The sequence below is a fragment of the Streptomyces poriferorum genome (assembly GCF_019399235.1).
Lineage (GTDB): Bacteria > Actinomycetota > Actinomycetes > Streptomycetales > Streptomycetaceae > Streptomyces > Streptomyces poriferorum.
The window spans coordinates 1-24,300 of the sequence record NZ_JAELVH010000133.1; the positions used below are offsets into that span (position 1 = coordinate 1).

The 24,300-nt window shown below is 71.3% G+C and carries 22 protein-coding genes and 1 pseudogene; 14 read left to right on the forward strand and 9 right to left on the reverse strand.

Annotated elements, in window-relative coordinates:
- Window positions 1-534, forward strand: a pseudogene (locus tag JGS39_RS22420) (DUF916 domain-containing protein); the annotation flags it as partial.
- Window positions 535-596: 62 nt separating this feature from the next.
- Window positions 597-1,571, forward strand: coding sequence for a GTPase Era (gene era / locus JGS39_RS22425; RefSeq protein WP_187285138.1), 975 nt, complete (start codon window positions 597-599; stop codon window positions 1,569-1,571).
- A 154-nt stretch (window positions 1,572-1,725) separates the two neighbouring features.
- Here the strand turns inward: era and JGS39_RS22430 are convergent, their stop codons facing one another.
- Both JGS39_RS22430 and JGS39_RS22435 read right to left on the reverse strand, forming a co-directional pair.
- Window positions 1,726-1,992, reverse strand: a complete 267-nt coding sequence (locus JGS39_RS22430) for a protealysin inhibitor emfourin (RefSeq protein WP_219571173.1) — start codon at window positions 1,990-1,992, stop codon at window positions 1,726-1,728.
- Window positions 1,993-2,023: 31 nt separating this feature from the next.
- Window positions 2,024-3,100, reverse strand: coding sequence for a M4 family metallopeptidase (locus JGS39_RS22435; RefSeq protein ID WP_219571174.1), 1,077 nt, complete (start codon window positions 3,098-3,100; stop codon window positions 2,024-2,026).
- 295 nt (window positions 3,101-3,395) lie between these two features.
- Here JGS39_RS22435 and leuA point away from each other — a divergent pair, with 295 nt between their 5' ends.
- From leuA to JGS39_RS22470, 7 genes are all read left to right on the forward strand, one after another.
- On the forward strand, window positions 3,396-5,192 hold the full coding sequence (leuA, locus tag JGS39_RS22440; RefSeq protein WP_219571175.1) for a 2-isopropylmalate synthase: 1,797 nt from the start codon (window positions 3,396-3,398) through the stop codon (window positions 5,190-5,192).
- 239 nt (window positions 5,193-5,431) lie between these two features.
- Window positions 5,432-6,079, forward strand: a complete 648-nt coding sequence (locus tag JGS39_RS22445) for a TerB family tellurite resistance protein (protein WP_236063213.1) — start codon at window positions 5,432-5,434, stop codon at window positions 6,077-6,079.
- Window positions 6,080-6,237: 158 nt separating this feature from the next.
- Entirely contained in the window at window positions 6,238-8,337 is a 2,100-nt protein-coding gene (locus JGS39_RS22450; protein WP_236063207.1) for an MMPL family transporter, read from the forward strand.
- 89 nt (window positions 8,338-8,426) lie between these two features.
- Window positions 8,427-9,749: a sensor histidine kinase gene (locus tag JGS39_RS22455; protein ID WP_219571196.1), complete on the forward strand. Its 1,323-nt coding sequence runs from the start codon at window positions 8,427-8,429 to the stop codon at window positions 9,747-9,749.
- Window positions 9,746-10,429, forward strand: a complete 684-nt coding sequence (locus tag JGS39_RS22460; RefSeq protein WP_219571177.1) for a response regulator transcription factor — start codon at window positions 9,746-9,748, stop codon at window positions 10,427-10,429. The genes JGS39_RS22455 and JGS39_RS22460 overlap by 4 nt, the downstream gene beginning before the upstream one ends.
- 58 nt (window positions 10,430-10,487) lie before the next feature.
- Window positions 10,488-11,234 (forward strand): DNA repair protein RecO, encoded by a 747-nt coding sequence (gene recO / locus JGS39_RS22465; protein WP_148018609.1) that lies wholly within the window; start codon window positions 10,488-10,490, stop codon window positions 11,232-11,234.
- A 22-nt stretch (window positions 11,235-11,256) separates the two neighbouring features.
- Complete coding sequence (locus tag JGS39_RS22470) at window positions 11,257-12,081, forward strand: isoprenyl transferase (RefSeq protein WP_219571178.1); 825 nt, start codon at window positions 11,257-11,259, stop codon at window positions 12,079-12,081.
- 31 nt (window positions 12,082-12,112) lie between these two features.
- Here the strand turns inward: JGS39_RS22470 and JGS39_RS22475 are convergent, their stop codons facing one another.
- The 4 genes from JGS39_RS22475 to JGS39_RS22490 form a co-directional block, all read right to left on the reverse strand.
- Window positions 12,113-12,547 (reverse strand): Fur family transcriptional regulator, encoded by a 435-nt coding sequence (locus JGS39_RS22475; RefSeq protein WP_219571179.1) that lies wholly within the window; start codon window positions 12,545-12,547, stop codon window positions 12,113-12,115.
- Window positions 12,548-12,612: 65 nt separating this feature from the next.
- On the reverse strand, window positions 12,613-13,515 hold the full coding sequence (locus tag JGS39_RS22480; protein ID WP_219571180.1) for a metal ABC transporter permease: 903 nt from the start codon (window positions 13,513-13,515) through the stop codon (window positions 12,613-12,615).
- Window positions 13,516-13,517: 2 nt separating this feature from the next.
- Window positions 13,518-14,312, reverse strand: coding sequence for a metal ABC transporter ATP-binding protein (locus JGS39_RS22485; RefSeq protein WP_219571197.1), 795 nt, complete (start codon window positions 14,310-14,312; stop codon window positions 13,518-13,520).
- Window positions 14,313-14,365: 53 nt separating this feature from the next.
- On the reverse strand, window positions 14,366-15,319 hold the full coding sequence (locus JGS39_RS22490; RefSeq protein WP_219571181.1) for a metal ABC transporter substrate-binding protein: 954 nt from the start codon (window positions 15,317-15,319) through the stop codon (window positions 14,366-14,368).
- 220 nt (window positions 15,320-15,539) lie between these two features.
- Here JGS39_RS22490 and JGS39_RS22495 point away from each other — a divergent pair, with 220 nt between their 5' ends.
- The 3 genes from JGS39_RS22495 (at window position 15,540) to JGS39_RS22505 (ending at window position 17,656) form a co-directional block, all read left to right on the forward strand.
- Window positions 15,540-16,922, forward strand: a complete 1,383-nt coding sequence (locus tag JGS39_RS22495) for a glycine--tRNA ligase (protein ID WP_219571182.1) — start codon at window positions 15,540-15,542, stop codon at window positions 16,920-16,922.
- Between the two features lie 108 nt (window positions 16,923-17,030).
- Complete coding sequence (locus tag JGS39_RS22500) at window positions 17,031-17,237, forward strand: hypothetical protein (RefSeq protein WP_219571183.1); 207 nt, start codon at window positions 17,031-17,033, stop codon at window positions 17,235-17,237.
- A gap of 182 nt (window positions 17,238-17,419) precedes the next feature.
- Window positions 17,420-17,656, forward strand: coding sequence for a DUF6243 family protein (locus JGS39_RS22505; RefSeq protein ID WP_219571184.1), 237 nt, complete (start codon window positions 17,420-17,422; stop codon window positions 17,654-17,656).
- A gap of 97 nt (window positions 17,657-17,753) precedes the next feature.
- Here the strand turns inward: JGS39_RS22505 and JGS39_RS22510 are convergent, their stop codons facing one another.
- Complete coding sequence (locus tag JGS39_RS22510; protein WP_372456155.1) at window positions 17,754-19,223, reverse strand: MFS transporter; 1,470 nt, start codon at window positions 19,221-19,223, stop codon at window positions 17,754-17,756.
- Between the two features lie 101 nt (window positions 19,224-19,324).
- Between JGS39_RS22510 and JGS39_RS22515 the strand changes: the two genes are divergently transcribed.
- Complete coding sequence (locus JGS39_RS22515) at window positions 19,325-20,242, forward strand: helix-turn-helix transcriptional regulator (RefSeq protein ID WP_371930387.1); 918 nt, start codon at window positions 19,325-19,327, stop codon at window positions 20,240-20,242.
- A gap of 31 nt (window positions 20,243-20,273) precedes the next feature.
- Here the strand turns inward: JGS39_RS22515 and JGS39_RS22520 are convergent, their stop codons facing one another.
- Window positions 20,274-21,773: an MFS transporter gene (locus JGS39_RS22520; protein ID WP_219571185.1), complete on the reverse strand. Its 1,500-nt coding sequence runs from the start codon at window positions 21,771-21,773 to the stop codon at window positions 20,274-20,276.
- A gap of 15 nt (window positions 21,774-21,788) precedes the next feature.
- On the reverse strand, window positions 21,789-22,742 hold the full coding sequence (bla, locus tag JGS39_RS22525; protein WP_219571200.1) for a class A beta-lactamase: 954 nt from the start codon (window positions 22,740-22,742) through the stop codon (window positions 21,789-21,791).
- Between the two features lie 131 nt (window positions 22,743-22,873).
- On the opposite strand from bla, the gene dusB reads away from it, so the two are divergent.
- The gene (gene dusB / locus JGS39_RS22530; protein ID WP_219571186.1) at window positions 22,874-24,022 is read left to right on the forward strand and encodes a tRNA dihydrouridine synthase DusB; all 1,149 of its coding nucleotides are present in this window, start codon (window positions 22,874-22,876) and stop codon (window positions 24,020-24,022) included.
- The last annotated feature ends 278 nt before the right edge of the window (window positions 24,023-24,300 follow it).

The window sequence follows — 24,300 nt, forward strand, 5'->3', positions numbered from 1 at the left end:
CGCGGGCATCGTCGGGCCGTTGACCCGCAGATAGATCCGGGCGCCGTCGCCGTCGGCATCCAGAAGGCGGTCGGCGCCCGGATCTATCTGCGGGTCAACGGCCCGACGATGCCCGCGCTCTCCGTCGAGGACGTCGAGGTCGAGCACACCGCGCCCCTGGTCCCGGGCACGGGCAAGTCCCGGGCCGTCATCTCGTACACGCTCCACAACCGGGGCAACGTCACCCTCAGCCCCAAGGTCGCCCTCAAGGCGGAGGGCCTCTTCGGCCGCACGCTGCTGGCCCGCGACCTCAAGCGCATCCCGTCCGAGCTGCTGCCCCGCCAGGAGGTCCGGCTCACCGAGGAGTGGGCGGGCGCGCCGCAGGTGGAGTGGGGCGAGATCAAGCTGACCGCGAGCGCCCGCGACACGCGTGAGTCCGCGTCCGTGTCGTACTTCGCCCTGCCCTGGCTGGTCGCCGGAGTGCTGCTGGCCGCGCTCGCCGGGGGCGCGGCGCTGTGGATCCGGTCACGCCGCAGCCGCCGCCGCCCGGCCTGAGAAGCGGGTCCGGTGGCCGCGGCGGGCGCCATGGTGCCCCGCGGCCGCCGGGATCGGGGACAATGGGCGCCATGAGCGCTCGACCGAACCCAGAAGCTGCTGCGCAGCAGGCTGAGAACACCGCCCCCCACCGGGCCGGTTTCGCCTGCTTCGTGGGCCGTCCCAACGCGGGCAAGTCCACCCTTACGAACGCTCTGGTCGGCCAGAAGGTGGCGATCACGTCCAACCGGCCCCAGACGACCCGGCACACCGTGCGCGGCATCGTGCACCGGCCGGACGCGCAGCTGATCCTGGTCGACACCCCCGGCCTCCACAAGCCGCGCACCCTGCTGGGCGAGCGTCTCAACGACGTCGTACGCACCACCTGGGCCGAGGTCGACGTCATCGGCTTCTGCCTGCCCGCCGACCAGAAGCTCGGCCCCGGCGACAAGTACATCGTCAAGGAACTCGCGGGCATCAAGAAGACGCCCAAGATCGCGATCATCACCAAGTCCGACCTGGTCGAGTCCAAGCAGCTCGCCGAACAGCTGCTGGCCGTCTCCCGCCTCGGCGAGGAGCTCGGCTTCGAGTGGGCGGAGATCATCCCGGTCTCGGCGGTCAAGGACGACCAGGTCGGCCTGCTGGCCGACCTGATCGCCCCGCTGCTCCCCGAGAGCCCGCCGCTCTACCCGGAGGGCGACCTCACCGACGAGCCCGAGATGGTCATGGTCGCGGAGCTGATCCGGGAGGCCGCGCTCGAAGGCGTACGGGACGAGCTGCCGCACTCCATCGCGGTCGTCGTCGAGGAGATGCTGCCGCGCGAGGACCGGCCGGCGGACAAGCCGCTGCTCGACATCCACGCCAACGTCTACATCGAGCGGCCCAGCCAGAAGGGCATCATCATCGGCCCGAAGGGCAAGCGGCTGAAGGAAGTCGGCACGAAGTCGCGCAAGCACATCGAGGCCCTGCTGGGCACCCCGGTCTTCCTCGACCTGCACGTGAAGGTCGCCAAGGACTGGCAGCGCGACCCGAAGCAGCTGCGCAAGCTGGGGTTCTGAGCGATACCACGTCCCGGAGGCCGGCGCAGCCGTGCGAAGCCGCTGAGGCCCGGGCCCCTGGGGCGTGGTTTCCCGGGCAGCCGCGCAAGCCGGGGTTCTGAGCGCCGTCGGCGGCCAGGACGCCGACGGCCCCGTCAGACGTACGCCGCCGGTCTCACGCGCCCTCCTTCAGGACGCGTGAGACCAGGGCGCGCTGGGCGTCGGTCAGCCGCGGGTCCGCGCAGTGCACGGTGCGGCCGTCGACCGTGATCCGGTAGCTGAAGCCGTCCGGGACGCCCGTCGCGGAAGCCTCCCGTCCGCCGGTGAGCGCCGATGCGGCCAGGGCCTCCCACTCGTGGGCGTCGGCCCGTCCCGAGGTGTCGATCTCGCGATGGCGCGCGATGCCGGCGAAGCCGCCGGTCCTGCTCACCTGGATCCGCATGCGGTGTCCCTTCCTCGACGGGCCCGGCCGGCTACGCGGTCGGCACACCCACCTCCGACCAGGCCTTGAGGACCGCCTCGACCTCGTCGCCCTCGCCGAAGCGGCTGCGGGCCGCAGCCACGGTCAGCCGGGCGAAGGACGCGAAGTCCGCGTCCACCGCCAGTTCACCACCGGTGAGCACATCGAACCAGAGCTGGCCCGCCCGCTCCCAGGAACTGCCGCCGAGCGCGGTGGCCAGCAGGTAGAACGCCCGGTTCGGGATGCCGGAGTTGAGGTGGACCCCGCCGTTGTCCTCGCCCGTGTGGATGTAGTCGTCCATCGAGGCGGGCTGCGGGTCCTTGCCGAGCACGTCGTCGTCGTACGCGGTACCGGGCGCCTTCATCGAGCGCAGCGCCACGCCCTGGACGCGGGGCGCCAGCAGGCCCGCGCCGATCAGCCAGTCGGCCTGCCCGGCGGTCTGGCCGAGCGAGTACTGCTTGACCAGGGAGCCGAACACGTCGGACACGGACTCGTTGAGCGCGCCGGACTGGCCGTAGTAGTTCAGGTTGGCCGTGTACTGGGTCAGCCCGTGTGCCAGCTCGTGCGCGATGACGTCGATGGCGACGGTGAAGTCGAGGAAGATCTCGCCGTCCCCGTCACCGAAGACCATCTGCTCGCCGTCGAAGAAGGCGTTGTTGTACTTCTCGTCGTAGTGCACGGAACCGATCAGCGGCAGCCCGTTGCCGTCGATCGAACGGCGGCCGTAGACGCTGAGCAGCAGGTCGAAGGTGGCGCCGAGGCCCGCGTAGGCGCGGTTGACGCTGGCGTCGGACGTGGGGTCCTCGCCCTCGGCGCGGACCTTCGTACCGGGCAGATCCGTGCCGTGGCGGCAGTCGTAGAGCGTGCGGTCGGGTTTGCCGGAGCTGTCGTCCGCCGGCTCCTGGCTGATGGTGGGCCGGACGAAGGTGGTGACCTGGCGCCGGGTGCGCCGGGCGGCGTCGGCCTCCAGGGTGCGGCGGGCGGGGCCCGCGAGGACGGGGTCGTCGGACTGCGACAGCTTGTCGAGGACGTGGGGCGGCACGATGGTGCAGAAGACGGGACGGGATTCGTGCTGAGATCGAGGCTGCATACACACGACTGTGGCAGTGCGTGATCGCGATGTCACTGGTTGCCACCAGGATTGACGAAATAGAGTGATCCCTCACTGTTCACCCGTTACCGGCGCCCGGTCCCGCATACTGATACGGCACGGACGTCTCGGGCGCCCCTCGGTTAGTCTCTTCGCATCATGCGTTTCGGGCTGCTTCTTCTTAGCTGCCGCGGCGAGGGCCTGTAGTCGTAGGCCGACCCCCTCCCCGCGGAGTCTGGTGTTGCAGCAACACAGTCGGCCGTCCCCTTGCAGGACACCCGAGGAGCCCTACGCCATGACCGCAGTGAACCCCGCGCAGACCCCCGCCGAGAACGCGGTGGGCCGCCCCACGCCGATCACCAACGCCACGGGCCTGCAGAAGCCGTCCGGGATGCCGGTCCACAAGTACGGCCGGTACGAGGCCGTCGAGATCCCCGACCGCACCTGGCCCGAGAAGCGGGTCACCAAGGCGCCCCGCTGGCTCTCCACCGACCTGCGCGACGGCAACCAGGCCCTGATCGACCCGATGTCGCCGGCCCGTAAGCGCGAGATGTTCGACCTGCTGGTCCGCATGGGCTACAAGGAGATCGAGGTCGGCTTCCCGTCCTCGGGCGAGACCGACTTCGCCTTCGTCCGCTCCATCATCGAAGAGGGCGCGATCCCCGAGGACGTGACGATCTCCGTCCTGACGCAGGCCCGCGAGGAACTGATCGAGCGGACCGTCGAATCCCTGCGCGGCGCCCGCCGCGCCACCGTGCACCTGTACAACGCGACCGCCCCCACCTTCCGCCGTGTGGTCTTCCGCGGCTCCAAGGAGCAGGTCAAGCAGATCGCCGTGGACGGCACCCGGCTGGTCATGGAGTACGCCGAGAAGATCCTGGGCGACGAGACGATCTTCGGCTACCAGTACAGCCCCGAGATCTTCACCGACACCGAGCTGGACTTCGCCCTGGAGGTCTGCGAGGCGGTCTGTGACGTGTGGCAGCCCGAGGAGGGCCGCGAGATCATCCTCAACCTGCCCGCCACCGTGGAGCGTTCGACGCCGTCCACGCACGCGGACCGGTTCGAGTGGATGTCGCGCAACCTGTCGCGCCGTGAGTTCGTCTGCCTGTCCGTCCACCCGCACAACGACCGCGGCACCGCCGTCGCCGCCGCCGAACTGGCCCTGATGGCCGGTGCGGACCGGATCGAGGGCTGCCTGTTCGGCCAGGGCGAGCGCACCGGCAACGTCGACCTGGTGACGCTGGGCATGAACCTGTTCTCGCAGGGCGTGGACCCGCAGATCGACTTCTCGCAGATCGACGAGATCCGCCGCACCAGCGAGTACTGCAATCAGATGGAGGTCCACCCGCGCCACCCCTACGCGGGCGACCTGGTCTACACCGCCTTCTCCGGCTCCCACCAGGACGCCATCAAGAAGGGCTTCGACGCCATGGAGGCCGACGCGGCCGCCCAGGGAAAGACCGTCGACGACATCGAGTGGGCGGTGCCGTACCTGCCGATCGACCCGAAGGACGTCGGCCGCTCCTACGAGGCCGTCATCCGGGTCAACTCGCAGTCCGGCAAGGGCGGTATCGCGTACGTCCTGAAGAACGACCACAAGCTGGACCTGCCGCGCCGGATGCAGATCGAGTTCTCCCGGATCATTCAGGCCAAGACCGACGCCGAGGGCGGCGAGGTCACCCCGACACAGATCTGGACCACGTTCCAGGACGAGTACCTGCCCAACCCCGGGAACGCCGCGGCTCAATGGGGTCGCGTACAGATCCGCTCCGGCCAGACCACGACCGGCTCGGACGGCCAGGACACGATCACCGTCGAGGCGAGCGTGGACGGCTCGGACACCGTGCTCACCGGCACCGGCAACGGCCCGATCTCCGCGTTCTTCGAGGCGCTGCAGGCCATCGGTATCGACGCGCGGCTGCTGGACTACACCGAGCACACGATGAGCGAGGGTGCGAGCGCGCAGGCCGCCTCGTACATCGAGTGCGCCATCGACGGAAAGGTCCTGTGGGGCATCGGCATCGACGCCAACACCACGCGGGCCTCCCTGAAGGCGGTCGTCTCCGCGGTCAACCGCGCCACCCGCTGAGCCGGGCGCCCGAAAGGGCATGAAGTCGTACGGTCCGTGAACCCCGTTCCCCGCTCCCGGGGGGCGGGGTTCGGCCATCTCCGGACGGTCGGGCCGGCCGAGGTGCTGACGCCGCTTCACGGATGTGGTTAACATCACGTCCAACACGGCAATGTTGCCGGAGCATTACGGAGGTGTGCGACGTGCGGTCAAGCCTGGGACGAAGCGCCACAAAGCTGCGTATCTGCGGCATCCGCACGATGTGGGACACCGTCGGTGACGGTGAGTTCTTCTGCGCCGGTTGCGGGGGCGACCGCAACTACCGCCGCCTCACCGGCCGCCGCCGCTTCGCGGTACTCGGCGTACCGCTGATGCGACGCGGCACCGTGGGACCGGTCGTCGAATGCGCCGCCTGCCACGCCCACTTCGACCCCGAGGCGCTCGACCACCCCACCACCACACGGTTCTCCGCGATGCTCAGGGACGCCGTCCACACCGTGACCCTCGGGGTCCTCGCGGCCGGCGGCAGCACCTCCCGTACGGTCCTTGAGACGGCCGTCGAGACCGTGCGCGGCGCCGGCTTCGACGACTGCACCCAGGAACAGCTGGCCACCGTCGTCGAGATCCTCGCCGCCGACATCGGCCACGGCTCCGCGTTCGACCCCGCGGCCGAGGCCTGCGGCGCGGCCCTCGCCATCGAACTCCACGAGGCGCTGGAGCCCCTCGCCCCGCATCTCGCCCCCGCCGGGCGCGAATCGATCCTGCTCCAGGGCGCCCGGATCGCCCTCGCCGACGGCCCGTACAGCCCTGCCGAGCGCGAGGTGCTGACCACGGTCGGCGGCGCGCTGCGGCTGCGCGGCGAGGACACCGCCCGGCTGCTCGCGGCCGCGGCCCGTACGCCCTCCTGAGCCCCTCTCTCCACCGGCCCGGTACTCCCGCGGGAGTAGCCGGGCCGCCGCACCCTCCCCGGCAGTAGCCGGGAACTCGGCCTCCGGTGCGACGAATCGCCCCCGGCCCGACGGGAGTCTGGACATGACCGGACACCCGTACGGAAGGGGGGCCTCCCATGAGAGCCGCAGCACAGGACGAGGACGAGCGGACACGACCACGCGGCAGGTGGCGGATGCTGCCCTGGGCGATCGTCGCGCTCTGGGTCGCCGTGATCGCGATCGCCGGCCCGTCGGCCGGCAGGCTCGGGGACGTACAGGTCAACCGCGCCGTCGACTATCTGCCGGCGAGCGCCGACTCCACCCAGGTGGCGGAGATCCAGGACACGCTGCCCGGCGGCGAGTCGACCGACCTCGTCCTCGTATACCACCGTGACGGCGGACTGACCGCAGCCGACCGGGCCACGGCCGCCCGGCAGACCGCCGGGGTCGCGGGTGCCCACACCCTCACCGCACCGCCGCGAGCCGTGCCCTCCGAGGACGGCACGACCCTGATGTACCCGGTCTCCACGACCGAGCCCGGCCAGGACGACGAGGCACGGACCGCGTTCGTCGACGACGTGCGCGAGAGGGTGAAGGGCGGCGGCGGACTGGACGTCGAGGTCGGCGGGCCCGGAGCGCTGAACGTCGACGCACAGAAGGTGTACGGCTCGCTCGGCGGACCGCTGCTCTACACGACCGTCGCCGTCGTCGCGATCCTGCTGATCCTCATCTACCGCAGCCCGCTGCTGTGGCTGGTGCCGCTCGTCGTCGCCGGTGTCGCCGACGCCCTGTCGATGGCGGTCGTCTACGGCCTGAACCGGGGCTTCGAAGTCACCGTCACCGGCCAGAGCTCCGCCGTGATGACCATCCTCGTCTTCGGCGCGGGCACCGACTACGCCCTCCTGCTCGTCTCCCGCTACCGCGAGGAACTCACCCGCGTCGCCCGGCCGCACGAGGCGATGGCGGCGGCGCTGCGCGGCTGCGGCCCCGCGGTCGTCGCCTCCTCCGCCACCGTCGCGGCGGGCCTCCTTTGCCTCCTGGCCGCCGATCTCACCAGCAGCCGGGGCATGGGCCCCATCGCCGCTGTCGGGGTGCTGTGCGCGCTCCTGGCGATGCTGACGCTGCTTCCCGCCGTCCTGGTGCTCCTGGGCCGCCGGGTGTTCTGGCCGCTCGTTCCCGTGTACGGCTCCGGGCCGAAGAGGCGCCGCTCGCTCTTCGCCGCAATGGGCGGCTCGGCCGGACGCCGGCCCGTCGCGGTCCTCGTGACCGGCGGGGTACTGCTCGGCGCGCTGTCGCTGGGGGCGTTCAACCTGCCCGGCGACCTCAAGCAGGAGGACTCCTTCACCAGCAGGCCGGACTCGGTCGCCGCCATGACGACCCTCGCCGACGCCTACCCCGGCCGCTCCAGCCAGCCGATCACCGTGCTCGCCCCCACCGACCGGGCCGGCGCCGCGCTGGCGAAGGCCCGTACGACCGAGGGCGTCGCCTCCGCCGAACGCGGCCGCAGCGGCGGCGGCTGGACCGAACTGTCCGTCGTCGCCGAGGACCGGCCCGAGTCCGCGGGGGAGCGGGACACCGTCCACGCCCTGCGCGAGGGCCTGGACGGCAGCCATGTCGGCGGGCCCGGCGCCCAGCAGATGGATCTGGAGACGGCCAGCTCCCGGGATCTGGGGATCGTCGTCCCGCTCGTCCTGCTCTCCGTCCTGCTGATCCTGGTCGTCCTGCTCCGCAGCCTCGTCGCCCCGCTGCTGCTCGTCGCCGCCGTCGTCGCGGTCTGGGGCGCCGCGCTCGGCATCGGCGGACTGCTCTTCGAACCGGTCCTCGGGCTCGAGGGCACCGACCCCGGACTGCCGCTGCTCACCTTCGTCTTCCTGGTGGCCCTCGGCGTCGACTACGGCATCTTCCTGATGCACCGGGTCCGCGAGGAGGCCCGGCGCGGCGCCGAACCCACGGAGGCCGCGCTCACGGCCCTGCGCACCACCGGCGGCGTGATCGCCTCGGCGGGCCTGGTCCTCGCCGCCACCTTCGCGGTCCTGACGAACATGCCGCTGACCTCCCTGGTCGAGATGGGCTTCGTCATCGCCGTGGGCGTCCTGCTCGACACCTTCTTCGTCCGCACCTACCTGGTGACCTCGGCGAGCGTGGCCCTGCAGAGGAAGATGTGGTGGCCCGGCGCGCTCAGCCGGCCCCCCGCCGCACCGGCCCCCCGCGAACCGGAACTCGTCGGGACGCCCTGACAGTGCCCCGCCCCGTACCGGAGGATGGCGGCGTGTCCACCACCGCACGCCGCCGCGACCGCATCCTGGCCGTCGTCAACCGTGACCCGATGCACGCGCCGCACAAGACGCGCACCGACGCCCTCGTAGCCGTGGGCGCCGGTGCGCTCTCCGCCGCCCTCGCCCTGTCCGCCGACGACGTCGTCGCGCCCGACGCGCTCGGCTGGCTCCTGCTGATGGCCAGCGCCGCACCGCTCGTGTGGCGGCGACGGAACCCCGTCCTCGTGCTGCTCGCCATGGTCCCGCTGCTGATGCTCTACCACGGCCTCGACAACGCCCACACGGCTCCGATGCCGCAGACCTGGATCGCGCTCTACACCGTGGCCGTCACCGGCCGCCCGCTGCGCACCCTGCTCACCGGCATCGGCGTCACGTCCGTGATGGTGACGGTGGTGCTGAGCATCGACGCCCATCAGGGGCTCGAACTGCTGCGTATCTCCGGGTGGATCATCGCCATCCTGTTCTGCGGGGTCGACGTACGCATCTACCGCCAGTACGTCGCCTCGGTGCTGGAGCGCGCCGAGCGTGCCGAACAGACGCGCGAGGAGGAGGCCCGGCGCCGGGTCGCCGAGGAACGGCTGCGGATCGCCCGCGACCTGCACGACCTGCTGGCCCACAGCATCACCCTCATCGGCGTGCAGACCTCGGTCGCCTCGCACATCCTGACCGTCGACCCGGAACGGCTGGACCGCCGGGCGATCGCCGCCGCGCTGGACGACATCGCGGACACCTGCCGCGAGGCCAGGGCGGAACTCCGCACCACCCTCCAGGTGCTCCGCGACACCGGGCAGGGCGACGGGCAGGACGACCGGCAGGGCTACCGGCGCGACGCAGACGGCCCGCTGCCCGATCTGGCCGCCCTGCCCGGCCTCGTACGGGCCGCCGAGGCGGCCGGGGCCCGGGTCGACCTCCGGGTGCGGGTTCCCGACGGCCGCCTTGCTCCGGCGACCGGAGCGGCCGCGTACCGCATCGTGCAGGAGTCCCTGACGAACGCGGTACGGCACGCGGGCCCGGGCGTCCGCATCGTCGTCGCCGTAGCACCCGCCGGCACGGGCGCCCTGCGGGTCACGGTCACCGACGACGGCACCGGCCCCGTGGACGACGGCTCCGCGCCCGGCTTCGGCATCCTGGGGATGCGGGAGAGGGCCCGCAGCACGGGCGGCACCCTGGACGCCGGACCCCGCCCCGGCGGCGGCTTCGAGGTCTCCGCGCTGCTGCCGTTCCGGAAGCAGGGCGAGGTCCGGCCCGCCGCGTCCGGGCAGCCCGCCGAACCGGCCTCGTTCCGGAAGCAGGGGGAAGATCAACCCACCGCACCCGCACCCGCACATCCGGCCCCCGTACACCGGGCCCGGGCAACGGAGTCCGCCTCATGATCCGCGTACTGCTCGCCGACGACCAGACCCTCGTCCGGGCGGCGTTCGCGATGCTCGTCGGCTCCGACCCCGGCATGGAGGTCGTCGGAGAGGCCGCCACCGGTCTCGAAGCCGTCGCCCTCGCCCGCTCCGCCCGCGCCGACCTCGTCGTGATGGACATCCGGATGCCCGAGCTCGACGGCATCGAGGCGACCCGCCGCATCGCCGCCGACGAGGACCTGGCCGGAGTGAAGGTCCTGGTCCTGACCACGTACGACACCGACGACCACATCGTCGACGCGCTGCGCGCCGGCGCCTCGGGCTTCCTGGTCAAGGACACCCGGCCCGCCGACCTGCTCGCCGCGATCCGGACCGTGGCCGCGGGTGAGGCCCTGCTCTCGCCCGGCCCGACCGCCCGGCTGATCGCCCGGGTCCTCAGCGCCCCGCAGCCCCCGGCGTGCACCGGTCCCGGCGGCCCCGCGATGCTCTCCGACCGGGAACGCCAGGTCCTCGCCCTCGTCGCACGCGGCCTCAACAACACCGAGATCGCCGAGACCCTCGGCCTCAGCCCGCTCACCGCCAAGACCCACGTCAGCCGGATCATGGGCAAGCTGGCCGCCCGCGACCGCGCCCAGCTGGTGATCGTCGCCTACGAATCCGGGCTCGTCGTGCCCGCGGGCGGCGGCGCGGAGGCGAACTGACCGGACCGGGTTGCGGGGCCGGGCCCGCCGGGCCGGCCGCGTACCGGACAATGGAGCCATGAGCTTGTTCCGGGACGACGGCGTGGTGCTCCGCACGCAGAAGCTGGGCGAGGCCGACCGGATCATCACGATCCTGACCCGCGGCCACGGCCGGGTACGGGCCGTCGCACGCGGCGTACGGCGCACGAAGTCGAAGTTCGGGGCCCGGCTGGAGCCGTTCTCCCACGTGGACGTGCAGTTCTTCGCCCGCGGCAGCGAGCTCGTCGGGCGCGGACTGCCGCTCTGCACCCAGAGCGAGACCATCGCCCCGTACGGCGGCGGCATCGTCACCGACTACGGGCGCTACACCGCCGGCACCGCGATGCTGGAGACCGCCGAACGCTTCACGGACCACGAGGGCGAGCCCGCGGTCCAGCAGTACCTGCTGCTGGTGGGCGGCCTGCGCACCCTGTCCCGCGGGGAGCACGAGCCGAACCTCATCCTCGACGCCTTCCTGCTGCGCTCCCTCGCGGTCAACGGCTACGCCCCCAGCTTCGTTGACTGCGCCCGGTGCGGAATGCCCGGTCCGAACCGGTTCTTCTCCGTCGCGGCGGGCGGCGTCATCTGCGGCGACTGCCGGGTACCCGGCAGCGTCGTACCCTCGGCGGAGGCCGTCACCCTGCTGAGCGCACTGCTCTCCGGCGACTGGGAGACGGCGGACGCGTGCGAGGCGCGTCATGTCAGGGAGGGGAGCGGGCTGGTGTCCGCCTATCTGCACTGGCATCTGGAGCGCGGCCTGCGTTCGCTGCGGTACGTGGAAAAGTAGACACAGGGAGACGGAAAAGCTCATGGCAGTACGCGGAATCCTCGGCGGCCGCAACCGGCGGGACTACAAGACCCCGGAGCCGCACCCGTCCGGAGCCGTGCCCCCGAAGATCCCCGGCGAGCTGGTGCCCAAGCACGTGGCCGTCGTGATGGACGGCAACGGCCGCTGGGCCAAGGAGCGGGGCCTGCCGCGCACCGAGGGCCACAAGGTCGGCGAGGGCGTCGTCATGGACGTGCTCAAGGGCTGCATCGAGATGGGCGTCAAGAACCTCTCGCTGTACGCCTTCTCCACCGAGAACTGGAAGCGGTCCCCGGAGGAGGTGAAGTTCCTCATGAACTTCAACCGGGACGTCATCCGCCGCCGCCGTGACGAGATGGACGAACTCGGCATCCGGATCCGCTGGGTCGGCCGCATGCCGAAGCTGTGGAAGTCCGTCGTCCAGGAGCTCCAGGTGGCCCAGGAGCAGACCAAGGACAACGACAGGATGACGCTGTACTTCTGCGTCAACTACGGCGGCCGGGCCGAGATCGCGGACGCCGCGCAGCGGATCGCCCAGGACGTGGCGGCCGGGAAGCTCGACCCGTCGAAGGTCAACGAGAAGACGTTCGCGAAGTACATCTACTACCCGGACATGCCGGACGTCGACCTCTTCGTCCGCCCCAGCGGCGAACAGCGCACGTCCAACTACCTGATCTGGCAGAGCGCGTACGCCGAGATGGTCTTCCAGGACGTGCTGTGGCCGGACTTCGACCGCCGCGACCTGTGGCGAGCCTGTCTGGAATTCGCCCAGCGCGACCGGCGCTTCGGCGGTGCGGTGGAGGCGGCGGGCGGCTCGGAGCCCAGCTGAAACCAGGGTCCCGGGGGCGCCGCCCCCGGGGTCAGCCCTCGGCGCCGGCGCACTCCACGCACGTACCGAAGACCTCGACCGTGTGCGCCACGTTCACGAAGCCGTGCTGCGCCGCGATGGTCTCGGCCCACGTCTCCACCGCCGGGCCCTCGACTTCGACGGCCTTGCCGCACATCCGGCAGACCAGATGGTGGTGGTGGTCGCCGGTGGAGCACCGGCGGTAGACGGACTCGCCCTCGGTGGTGCGCAGCACGTCGACCTCGCCCGCGTCCGCGAGGGACTGAAGGGTGCGGTAGACCGTGGTCAGCCCGACCGAGTCACCGCGGTGCTTGAGCACGTCGTGCAGGTCCTGGGCGCTGCGGAACTCGTCCACCTCGTCGAGCGCAGCGGCCACCGCTGCCCGCTGCCGGGTCGACCGGCCGCGTACCGGTGCAGCGTTCGTTCCACTGATCGGCGCCGTCGCCACAGGAGCCTCCTCGTGTCGCCCGTACGTGTGTCGGGCCATTGTGCCAGTCCGCACCGGCGGCGGGGTCAGACCGGCCGCACAGGTGCGTCGTCCGCGGCCGGGCGGGTGGCCGGTACTTCCAGGGTGCACCGCTCGTCCGCCGTTTCGCGGCGGCGGGCCCGGATCCGGGCCAGTGGGGCGGCGAGCAGGGTCAGGGCGATGAACACCCCGATGGCCAGCAGCACGATCGTCGCGCCGGGCGGGACGTCCTGGTAGTACGACGTGATGGTGCCGGCCAGCGTCACCGCGACCCCGGTGACGACGGAGAGCACGAACGTCACCTTGAACGACCGGGTGATCTGCTGCGCGGCGGCGACCGGGACCACCATCAGGGCGCTGACCAGCAGCAGCCCGACGACCCGCATCGCGACGGTGACGGTGACGGCGGCGGTGACCGCGATCAGCAGGTTCAGCACGCGCACCGGGAGACCGGTGACCCGGGCGAACTCCTCGTCCTGGCTGACGGCGAACAGCTGCCTGCGCAGCCCCACCGTCACCAGCAGCACGAACGCCGCCAGCACCGCGATCGCGGTGATGTCCTCGGAGGAGACCGTGGACAGCGAGCCGAAGAGGTACGAGGTGAGGTTGGCGTTGGAGCCGGTGTCGGAGAGGTTGATCAGCAGGACACCGCCCGCCATGCCGCCGTAGAAGAGCATCGCCAGGGCGATGTCGCCGCGGGTGCGTCCGTACCAGCGGATCAGTTCCATCGTGACCGCGCCCACGACGGCGACGGCCGTGGCCATCCAGACGGGGCTGGTGGAGAGCAGGAAGCCGAGGCCGACGCCGGTCATCGCGATGTGGCCGATGCCGTCGCCCATCAGGGCCTGCCGGCGCTGCACCAGGTAGATGCCGACGGCGGGGGCGATGACGCCGACCAGCACGGCGGCGATCAGTGCCCGCTGCATGAAGGGAGGGGTGAGGAATTCCATGATCAGCTCAGCAGTCCCGTCCGGACGGGCTCGGAGGCCGCGTGGGGGTGTACGTGGTCGTGGCCGGGCAGGGCGTGCTGCCCGAGGGCCTTCGGGGGCGGGCCGTCGTGCATCACGCAGCCGTCGCGCAGGACGACCGCCCGGTCGATCAGGGGCTCCAGCGGGCCGAGCTCGTGCAGGACGAGCAGCACGGTGGTGCCGAGCGCGACCTGCTCGCGCAGGGTCTCGGCGAGGATCTCCTGACTGGCCAGGTCGACGCCCGCCATCGGCTCGTCCATGATCAGCAGCTCGGGTTCGGAGGCGAGCGCGCGGGCGATCAGCACGCGCTGGTGCTGACCGCCGGAGAGGGCGTCCACCGAGTCCTTGGCCCGGTCGGCGAGGCCGACGAGCGCGATGGCGCGGTCGACGGCGGCCCGGTCGGCCTTGCGCGGCAGTCCCAGCCGGGTGCGCGAGAGCCGCCCGGAGGAGACGACCTCGCGGATCGTGGCGGGCACCCCGCCGGCCGCCGTGGTGCGCTGCGGTACGTAGCCGACCCGGGCCCAGTCGCGGAAGCGGCGCAGGGGGGTGCCGAAGAGCTCGACGGTGCCGCCGGTGAGCGGGACCTGGCCGATGACGGAGCGTACGGCGGTCGACTTGCCGGAACCGTTGGCACCGAGCAGCGCGACGACCTCGCCGCGGCGCACGGTCAGGTCGACGCCGCGCAGCACGGGGCGTGCGCCGAGGGTGGCCGTGGCGTCGCGCACGACGATCACGGGGTCGGACGTGGTGCACGGTGTGGTGTTCTGGGGCTCGGGCACGATCGCCTCCGGTGCTGCTGCGCGGTTCGGGTCGACCGCCTCGGTGGGGTGGTTCACTTCGCGCCGAGGGCCTTCTGGAGGGCGGCGAGGTTGGACTCCATGACCTCGATGTAGTCATCGCCCTTGGACTTGCCGGTGATTCCCTCGAGCGGATCCAGGACGTCGGTCTTCAGGCCGGTGTCCCGGGCGACGGTCCTGGCCGTCTTGTCGCTGGCGAGCGTCTCGAAGAAGACGGTGGTGACCTTCTTCTCCTGGGCGATCGAGTGCAGGGCGCTGATCCGGGCGGGGCTCGGCTCGGCCTCGGGGTCGATGCCGGCGATGCCCTCCTGGGTGAGGCCGTAGCGCTCGGCGAGGTACCCGAAGGCGGAGTGGGTGGTGATGAACGTCTTCGTGGTGGTGTTCTTCAGCCCGTTCTCGTACGCGGTATTGAGCGCGTCGAGCTTGGTGACCAGGGCGTCGGTGTTCTTGCGGTAGTCCGCGGCGTGGTCCGGGTCGGTCTTCTCCAGGGACGCACCCACTCCCTTGGCGACCTGGGCGTACTTCACCGGGTCGAGCCAGATGTGCGGGTCGGCGCCGGCCTCGTCGCCCTCGTGCTCGTGGGCGTGCTCCTCGCCGCCGACCTCGGCGCCGTGGTCCTCCAGGGTGGTGAGCGTCGCGGCGTCGACGGTGTGCTCGGACTCGGAGAGCTTGATCGCGTCGTCGACGGCGGGCTGGAGGCCCTTGAGGTAGAGGATGTAGTCCGCGTCGCTCAGTCCGCCGACCTCTCGCGGGCTGAGCTCCAGGTCGTGCGGCTCCACGCCCGGCTTGGTCAGGGTGGAGACGGAGACGTGGTTCCCGCCGATCTGCTCGGCCAGGAACTGCATCGGGTAGAAGGACGCCACCACGTTCAGCCTGTCGCCGCTCCTGCGGTCGGCGGCGTCGGAGGCCGAGCAGGCGGAGAGGGCGGTGAGGCCGAGCACGACTGCTCCGGCGACGGCGGTCGTGGGTATGAGGCGGCGTACGTTCATGACAGTCATTTTCAACAAAAGTGGAAACGATTGTCAACAAGGCTGATGAGATGCCCCCGGGGCGGGCCGCTCGCCGGACCGGTCCGATACCGATTTGATCGAAGGGGCGTGCCCGCCGGTAATCTGAGGCATCCGCGCACCCGTCTCCCGACCACCACCCCCCACCGAGGCGCTTCGCGTCAGCCCTGTCCAGTTCCGTCGTCGTAATGAAGAGAGCACCGTGGCCGCCGACAAGATCGACTCCATCGTCAGCCTGAGCAAGCGCCGTGGCTTCGTCTACCCGTGCAGTGAGATCTACGGTGGCCAGCGGGCCGCCTGGGACTACGGGCCGCTGGGTGTCGAGCTGAAGGAGAACCTCAAGCGTCAGTGGTGGCGCTACATGGTCACCTCGCGCGAGGACGTGGTCGGACTCGACTCCTCGGTCATCCTGGCCCCCGAGGTGTGGGTGGCCTCCGGCCACGTCGCCACGTTCTCCGACCCGCTGACCGAGTGCACCTCCTGCCACAAGCGCTACCGCGCGGACCACCTGGAGGAGGCGTACGAGGAGAAGCACGGCAAGCCGCCGGTGGGCGGCCTCGCCGACCTCAACTGCCCCAACTGCGGCAACAAGGGCACGTTCACGGAGCCCAAGCAGTTCTCCGGCCTGCTCTCCACGCACCTCGGCCCGACCCAGGACTCCGGCTCGGTGGCCTACCTGCGCCCCGAGACCGCCCAGGGCATCTTCACCAACTTCGGCCAGGTGCAGCAGACTTCCCGCAAGAAGCCGCCGTTCGGCATCGCGCAGATGGGCAAGTCCTTCCGGAACGAGATCACTCCGGGCAACTTCATCTTCCGCACCCGCGAGTTCGAGCAGATGGAGATGGAGTTCTTCGTCAAGCCGGGCGAGGACGAGCAGTGGCAGGAGTACTGGATGGAGCAGCGCTGGAACTGGTACACCGGCCTCGGCATGCGCGAGGAGAACATGCGGTGGTTCGAGCACCCCGCGGAGAAGCTCTCCCACTACTCCAAGCGCACCGCTGACATCGAGTACCGCTTCCGCTTCGGCGGCAGCGAGTGGGGCGAGCTGGAGGGCGTCGCCAACCGCACGGACTACGACCTCAAGGCGCACTCCAAGGCGTCCGGCACGGACCTGCAGTTCTACGACCAGGAGGCCGGCGAGCGCTGGACCCCCTACGTCATCGAGCCCGCGGCCGGCGTCGGCCGCGCGATGCTGGCCTTCCTCCTGGACGCCTACGTCGAGGACGAGGCGCCCAACGCCAAGGGCGTCATGGAGAAGCGCACCGTGATGCGCCTCGACCCGCGCCTGGCGCCGGTCAAGGTCGCGGTCCTGCCGCTGTCCCGCAACCCGCAGCTCTCGCCGAAGGCCAAGGGCCTCGCGGCCGACCTGCGGCAGAACTGGAACATCGAGTTCGACGACGCGGGCGCCATCGGCCGCCGCTACCGTCGCCAGGACGAGATCGGCACGCCGTTCTGCGTCACCGTCGACTTCGACACCCTCGACGACAACGCGGTGACCGTGCGCGAGCGCGACACCATGAAGCAGGAGCGCGTCTCGCTGGACCAGATCCAGGCGTACCTCGGCGCCCGACTGCTCGGCTGCTGACACCTCGCACCCGCTTCACCCGCTGGACGAAGCCCCCGGTTCCCCGTACTCCCGTACGGAACCGGGGGCTTCGTGCAGACTGGGCACACTCGCCCTCAGGAGGCCCGGATGCCGTCCATGACCACGAGCAAGGTCAGCAGATGGGACCAGCACGGCCGTGAACACGTCGTTCACGTGCGGAAGTCGGGGGTTCAGCGGCAGCTGAGCTGCGACACCTGCGACTGGCGCAGGGCGGTGCAGTTCCTGCCCTGGCTCAAGGCCGAGGAACACCTCGCCGAGGCCCACCAGGCGACGGTCGACCCGACGGCGACGTAGGAGACCGCATCCGGCGGGAAGAAAACTCGGTGCCGCGGCCGATGGGGCCGGGGTACCGTTGCCGCATGTCTTCGTTCTTCCAGATCTACGAGTGAGAGTGCGGCGGGTCCGACCACCCGCCGCCCACCGGACCGATCCAGGGTCTTCTCAGACCTCACTTTCACCACGAATGGGAGAACCCCGTGGCCAAGAGCCGTAACAACCTTCTCGGAGTCGGCGGACAGCGCAAGAAGGTGTCCCGCGCCGAGCAGCAGGGCGCCGGTCCCGAGCGCAACGCCGACCGGAAGACGGCCGCCGAGCAGAAGGCGGAGCTGCTGCGCAGGATGCGCGAGCGCGCCGCCGGTACCGAGGCCGAGCCGTCGGACGCCCTCGCGGCCGGGCAGGAAGCCCCGGAGCAGGACGCGCCCGCCCAGAGCTGACGCCTCCTTCGCGGAGGGCGGTTCGCACCACCCGTACGCCCGTGGGCCCGGAACACCTCAGGTGTTCCGGGCCCACGCCCGTACCGGCGCCCCGTTCTCATGCCAGCGTGCGCGGCAGCCGCAGACTCAGCAGCGCCGTCAGGGCGACCGCCGCCAGCTGGACCAGCAGCGTCACGATCAGCGCGTCCCGCATGCCCGAGCCCGGCGCCAGTGCCAGGAACAGCGAACCGAGCGTCGCCACGCCCAGCGCCAGCGCCGCCTGCTGGGTCGTCGTCATGACGCCGCCGCCCACCCCGGCCCGCTCCGGCGGCACGTCCGACAGGACGATGCGGAACAGGACGGGCAGCTGGAGTCCCTGGCCGAAGCCTGCGATCGCCAGCCCCGGCATCAGACCGAGCAGCCCCAGGCCCGACCAGCCGCGCCACACCGTGAGGGCGAGCACCACGACGCCGGCCGCCTGGATCAGCCCGCCGGCCGTCACCACGCGGCTGCCGTAGCGCCGTACCAGCCGCGGACCTGCCAGCGAGGCCGCGAAGAAGGCCACCGCCATCGGGGCCATCGACAGTCCCGACTCCGCCGGGCCCAGCCTCAGCCCCTGCTGGAGTGCGACGGCGATGACGAACATGAAGCCGCCGAAGCCGATCGAGAACGGCACCACCAGCGCGAGCCCGCGCCGCAGCGATTCGAGCCGCAACAGGCTCGGCGGGATCAGCGGGACCAGTCCGCGCCGGTCCGCACGCCGCTCCACCCGGTAGAAGGCGACCGCTGCGAACGGGAACAGCGCCAGCGAGACCCAGGTCCACAGCGGCCAGCCCGCCGCCCGCCCCTCGGTGAGCGGGGCCAGCAGCGTCACCAGTGACACGGCGAGCAGCAGCGTGCCCGGTACGTCGACGGGCGCAGGCCGCTCCGACCGCGTCTCCGGGACCGCGCGGGCCGCCAGGACCAGCCCGACGGCCGCCACCGGCACATTGACCAGGAACACCGAGCGCCAGCCCGCGCTCTCGCCGAACACCGACGACAGCGGCGCGGCGGCGACGAGCACCCCGCCCAGGATCTGGCCCGCGACCATGGAGAGCCCGGCCGTGGCCCCGTACAGGCTCATCGCCCGGGCCCGCCGGTGGCCCGAGGTGGCCGCCTGGATGGTGGCGAGCACCTGCGGCAGCATCAGCGCCGCCGCGGCGCCCTGGGCCACCCGCGCCCCGACCAGCGTCCAGGCGTCCGGCGCCAGTCCGCAGGCCAGTGAGGTCAGCCCGAACGCGGCCATGCCCAGCAGGAACAGCCGGCGCCGGCCGGCCATGTCGCCGAGCCGGCCGCCGAGGACGAGCAGTACGGCGTAGGAGAGCCCGTACCCGGCGACGACCAGTTCCAGCAGCGCGGGACCCGCGGCGAGGTCGTGGTCGATGGTGGGCAGGGCGACGTTGACGATGAAGAAGTCGATCAGAGGAAGGGCCGCACCCAGCAGCACGGTGAACAGCCCCAACGCGCCGAGCACCGGGGCGGGGTGGTCGTGCCGCACCACGGAGGCGGTGGCGGTGTCTGTCTTCGGCAGTACGGAGGATTCACTCACGACACCGACGATCGCTCTTCCCGGAGCCTGGTACCAGAGTGTCTTTATCCTGGTACCAGAAGCACCTGCCACGGCTTCGGCCTGTCCCGCATGCTGGAGGAATGACGACGATGGTGACGGCAGCCCGCAGGGACCCGGAAGCGCCGCGGAATCAGGCGGCCGATGTCCCGGACGCAACCGGGACCGACGTCCGGCGGCACGAGCTCGCGGACTTCCTGCGCAGCCGTCGGGAGCGGATCACCCCCGAGCAGGTAGGGCTGGTCCGGGGCGGCCGCAGGCGCACGCCCGGGCTGCGCCGCGAGGAGGTCGCCCAGCTCTCCGCCGTCGGCGTCACCTGGTACACCTGGCTCGAACAGGCCCGCGACATCCAGGTCTCGCCCCAGGTCCTCGACGCGCTCGCCCGCGCCCTGCTGCTGGACCGCAGCGAGCGCACCCATCTGTTCTCCCTCGCGGGAGCGGTGGACCCGGCGCCCGACACCGAGTGCCCGAGCATCACCCCGGCGCTGCGCACCCTGCTGCGGCAGCTGGAGCCGATCCCCGCCTGCGTGCAGAACAGCCGGTACGACATCCTCGCCCACAACCGCACCTACGGCCGGATGCTGTGTGACATGGACGCCGTCCCGGTCGCGGACCGCAACGTCATGCTGCTGGCCTTCACGAACGAGGAATGGCGCACCTCCGTCATGGACGTGGCCGCGGTGACGCGCCTCATGACCGCGAAGTTCCGTGCCTCGATGGCCGGACACCTCGCCGAGCCCTCCTGGAAGGCCCTGCTCAAGCGCCTGGAGGCGGAATCACCGGAATTCCGGGAGGCCTGGGCGCGACACGAGGTCCTCGGCCCCGGCGCACGGTCCAAGATCTTCCGCAACGCCCACGTGGGGCTGCTGCGGCTGGAGACCACCGACCTCTGGCTCGGCCCGTCGTCCGGACCGAGGCTCGTCACCTACGCACCGCGTGACGAGGAGACCCGCGAGCGGCTGGAGCGCCTTCAGGCCCTGGTGGCCGACGCGGAGGACTGACCCGCGGGCGCGTGAGTGAGGCGGAGCGGCTTCAGGCCCTGGTGCTCGACCTCGAGGACTGACTCGCGGGCGAACCGGACGGGGCCGCGACCGCAGGCTCCTCCAGCCGTTCCGCGGTCCGGCGGGCGGTGCCCCGGGCCCAGCGACCGCTGCTCACCGTGCCGACCAGCAGGACGCACACCCCGCAGCCGGTGATGATCCACCAGGCGGCCCTGCTCGCCGCGACGAAGTCGCCCGCCGTCCCGGTGCCGTACGAGGAACCGGCGTCGGCCACTCCCGCCGCGAGGACCGCGCCGATCACGGCGACGCCCAGCGTCTGGCCGATCTGGCGGCTGGTCGACGCGACCGCCGCGGCGACGCCCGCCTGGGAGCGGGGCATTCCGGAGACGGCGGTGTTGGTGATGGGCGCGTTCACGGCGCCGAAGCCCAGGCCGAACAGCACATAGGCGGTGAACATCGAGGCCGTGCCGGTCTCCGCGTCGAACGCCGCGAACATCAGCCCGCTCACCGCGATCGCGACGCCCGCGACCAGCAGCGGGATGCGCGGCCCGCGACTGGCGACGAGCCGGCCCGAGAACGGTGACAGGACGCAGACCACGGCCGCCATCGGCAGCATGTAGAGCCCGGCGTCGAGTGCGCTGAGCCCCCGTACGTCCTGCAGATAGAGGGTGTTGAGGAAGAGGAAGCCGCCGAGGGCGGCGAAGGCGCTGACCGCGATGACGGTGGCCCCGCTGAAGGGGACGCTGCGGAAGAAGCGCAGGTCGATCAACGGGTCGGTGCGCCGGGCCTCGTACACCAGCAGACCGGCCAGGGAGGCCGCCGCGAGCGCGGCGAAGAACAGGATCTCCGCCGAGGTCCAGCCCTTCTGCGGCGCCTCGATGATCGCGTACGTCAGCGAGCCCAGCAGCGTGATCACCAGCAGCTGGCCCACCGGATCCGGGCGGCGCGCCTTCGGGGCGCGGGACTCGGGGACGTGCCGCCAGGTCAGCAGCAGTGCGGCGATGCCGATCGGCAGGTTGATCCAGAAGATCGACCGCCAGCCGACCGAATCGACCAGGAGGCCGCCGACCACCGGTCCCGCCGCCATGGAGATGCCGACGACCGCGCCCCACACGCCGATCGCGCGGGCACGCTCGCGGGGGTCGGTGAAGGTGTTGGTGATGATCGACATCGCCACCGGGTTGAGCATCGAGCCACCGACGGCCTGCACCATCCGGAACGCGATGAGCGTCTCCAGGCTGGGCGCCAGCGAGCAGAGCGCCGAGCCCACGGTGAACAGGACGAGCCCGGCCATGAAGACCTTGCGTCTGCCGATCCGGTCGGCGGTGGAACCCGCGAGCATCAGCAGGGAGGCAAGGACGAGCGTGTACGCGTCGATCGTCCACTGCATCCCTGCGACGCTCGCGTCCAGGTCATGGCGCATGGCGGGCAGGGCGACGTTCAGGACGGTGTTGTCGAGGCTGACGATCAGGAGGCTCATGCAACAGATCGCCAGTACGAGCATCCGCCGCCGGTGGCTGAGCTCAGGCATGCATGGATAGTACGGCTAACTAACGACTTCCGCTGCCAGCGCCTCGGCCGCCCGGGCCACCAGCGGATGGTCCCCGGCCGCCCCCGCGTCCCCGTCCGGCTTGGTCGTCAGCACGGCCAGCACCACCGGGGTGCCGTCCGGTGTCCACGCGATGCCCACGTCGTTGCAACTGCCGTAGGAGCCTCCGCCGGTCTTGTCCGCCACCGTCCACTCCGGCGGCAGACCGGCCCGGAAACGCGTTCCGCTGGTCCGGCAGTTCAGCAGCCAGCCGGTCAGCCGCTCGCGGTCGCGGGCTTCCAGGGCGTCCCCGAGCACGAGCCGGGCGTAGTCGCGAGCGATGGCGGCCGGTGTGGTGGTGTCCGTGCGCCGCCCGGGCTCGGCCGAGTTGAGCACGGGCTCCCAGCGGTCGAGCCGTGTCACCCGGTCACCGATCGAGCAGCTGAAACGGGTGACCGCACGCGGCCCGCCGAGCTCGCGCAGCAGCAGGTTGGCCGCGGTGTTGTCGCTGTCGCAGACCGCCGCTTCGCAGAGCCGCTCGATGGTCAGCCCGCTCGCGAGGCATTCCGGGGTGTCGGTGATCCGGGAATCGGGGACGCAGTCCTCCTTCGTGTAGCGGACGAGCCGGCCGAGCACCTCGCCGTCCCGGTCCAGGTCCCTCAGCACGGCCGCCGCGGCGAGCGTCTTGAACGTGGAGAGCATGGGAAACCGCACATCGGCCCGGTGGCGGACGGCCGCCCCGGTGGCCAGGTTGTACGCGAACGCGCCGACCCGGGCGCCGTGGACGCGCTCCAGCTCGCGCAGCCGGACGGCGGCGGAGCCGGGGCCCGCGGTCCACGCGGCGGCCCGAGAGGGTCCGGCGGCGACGAGCAGCGCACCGGCGGCGCCCGCGGTGCCCAGCGAGAGCAGGGTGCGGCGGGTGGGGTGCGTGGTCATCGACGCGGTGGCGCCTAAGCGGCGGGTGGGGTGCATGGTCATCGTGTCCCTCGTTCACTGGTTCCGTAACAACACCCTCACGCTACGTGCACGTACTGACAACGGGCCCGCGCCACCCGGCCGCCCGGGCCGCGGGAGCAGTTCCCGGCGTACGCGACAATGGGGGAATGACCACGCTCGCCCCCTCGCCCCAGCTGCTCCGCATCGGCCCGCACACCGTGCAGCCACCGGTGGTCCTGGCCCCCATGGCCGGCATCACCAACGCCCCCTTCCGCACCCTGTGCCGGGAGTTCTCGGGCGGCAAGGGGCTGTTCGTCAGCGAGATGATCACGACGCGGGCGCTGGTCGAGCGCAACGAGAAGACGATGCAGCTCATCCGCTTCGACGCGACCGAGACCCCGCGCTCGATCCAGCTGTACGGAGTGGACCCGGTCACGGTCGGCAAGGCCGTCCGCATGATCGTCGACGAGAACCTCGCCGACCACATCGACCTGAACTTCGGCTGCCCGGTACCCAAGGTGACCCGCAAGGGCGGCGGCTCGGCGCTGCCGTACAAGAGGCCGCTGCTGCGCGCGATCCTCAACCAGGCCGTCTCCAACGCGGGCGACCTGCCGGTCACCATCAAGATGCGCAAGGGCATCGACGACGACCACATCACCTTCCTCGACGCCGGCCGGATCGCCGTCGAGGAAGGTGTCACGGCCGTCGCCCTGCACGGCCGGACGGCCGCCCAGCACTACGGCGGCACCGCCGACTGGGACGCCATCGCCCGGCTCAAGGAGCACGTCCCCGAGATCCCCGTCCTCGGCAACGGCGACATCTGGTGCGCGGACGACGCGCTGCGGATGATGCGCGAGACCGGCTGCGACGGCGTGGTCGTGGGCCGCGGCTGCCTGGGCCGGCCCTGGCTCTTCGGCGACCTGGTGAGCGCCTTCGAGGGCACGGAGACCCGGCAGGCGCCCACCCTGCGCACCGTCGCGGACGTGATGCTCCGGCACGCGACGCTGCTGGGGGAGTGGATCGGTGACGAGACCCGCGGTGTGATCGACTTCCGCAAGCACGTGGCCTGGTACCTGAAGGGCTTCGCGGTCGGCTCCGAGATGCGCAAGAAGCTGGCGATCACCTCGTCGCTGGAGGAGCTCGGCTCGCAGCTGCACGAACTGGAGCTGGACCAGCCCTGGCCGGACGGCGCCGACGGCCCCCGAGGGCGTACCTCGGGCAACAACCGGGTCGTGCTCCCGGACGGCTGGCTGAAGGACCCGTACGACTGCTCGGGCGTCAGCGCGGACGCGGAACTGGACACGTCGGGCGGCTGAGATCCGCCTGTGCGCGGAGTGACACCTCGTGGGGGTGGTGGGGCACCGGGTGCCCCACCACCCCCATTGCTCATTTGAGCGTTGAATCTGGCGAGAATCGAAGAGATCCGGCCGGATCCGTCGACCGGCGGGGCCTCATGGGTCACTTTCGCCTCGCACGTGTGGCTTCACGTGATCACAGGGTCACCCAGGGCTGCCTGCGAGGCGTCCGTATGGTGACATCTGAGCGCCGCTCTCGGCGTGATCCTCGCCACGCCTGATGGGTGCATTGCTCAGAT

Excerpts from the sequence above, each read along its gene's own strand:
- era (WP_187285138.1), top strand. The coding sequence starts at position 597 with ATGGGCGCCATGAGCGCTCGACCGAACCCAGAAGCTGCTGCGCAGCAG.
- JGS39_RS22430 (WP_219571173.1), bottom strand. The coding sequence starts at position 1,992 with ATGCGGATCCAGGTGAGCAGGACCGGCGGCTTCGCCGGCATCGCGCGC.
- JGS39_RS22435 (WP_219571174.1), bottom strand. The coding sequence starts at position 3,100 with ATGCAGCCTCGATCTCAGCACGAATCCCGTCCCGTCTTCTGCACCATC.
- leuA (WP_219571175.1), top strand. The coding sequence starts at position 3,396 with ATGACCGCAGTGAACCCCGCGCAGACCCCCGCCGAGAACGCGGTGGGC.
- JGS39_RS22445 (WP_236063213.1), top strand. The coding sequence starts at position 5,432 with ATGTGGGACACCGTCGGTGACGGTGAGTTCTTCTGCGCCGGTTGCGGG.
- JGS39_RS22450 (WP_236063207.1), top strand. The coding sequence starts at position 6,238 with ATGAGAGCCGCAGCACAGGACGAGGACGAGCGGACACGACCACGCGGC.
- JGS39_RS22455 (WP_219571196.1), top strand. The coding sequence starts at position 8,427 with ATGCACGCGCCGCACAAGACGCGCACCGACGCCCTCGTAGCCGTGGGC.
- JGS39_RS22460 (WP_219571177.1), top strand. The coding sequence starts at position 9,746 with ATGATCCGCGTACTGCTCGCCGACGACCAGACCCTCGTCCGGGCGGCG.
- recO (WP_148018609.1), top strand. The coding sequence starts at position 10,488 with ATGAGCTTGTTCCGGGACGACGGCGTGGTGCTCCGCACGCAGAAGCTG.
- JGS39_RS22470 (WP_219571178.1), top strand. The coding sequence starts at position 11,257 with ATGGCAGTACGCGGAATCCTCGGCGGCCGCAACCGGCGGGACTACAAG.
- JGS39_RS22480 (WP_219571180.1), bottom strand. The coding sequence starts at position 13,515 with ATGGAATTCCTCACCCCTCCCTTCATGCAGCGGGCACTGATCGCCGCC.
- JGS39_RS22490 (WP_219571181.1), bottom strand. The coding sequence starts at position 15,319 with ATGAACGTACGCCGCCTCATACCCACGACCGCCGTCGCCGGAGCAGTC.
- JGS39_RS22500 (WP_219571183.1), top strand. The coding sequence starts at position 17,031 with ATGCCGTCCATGACCACGAGCAAGGTCAGCAGATGGGACCAGCACGGC.
- JGS39_RS22515 (WP_371930387.1), top strand. The coding sequence starts at position 19,325 with ATGACGACGATGGTGACGGCAGCCCGCAGGGACCCGGAAGCGCCGCGG.
- JGS39_RS22520 (WP_219571185.1), bottom strand. The coding sequence starts at position 21,773 with ATGCCTGAGCTCAGCCACCGGCGGCGGATGCTCGTACTGGCGATCTGT.
- bla (WP_219571200.1), bottom strand. The coding sequence starts at position 22,742 with ATGCACCCCACCCGCCGCTTAGGCGCCACCGCGTCGATGACCACGCAC.
- dusB (WP_219571186.1), top strand. The coding sequence starts at position 22,874 with ATGACCACGCTCGCCCCCTCGCCCCAGCTGCTCCGCATCGGCCCGCAC.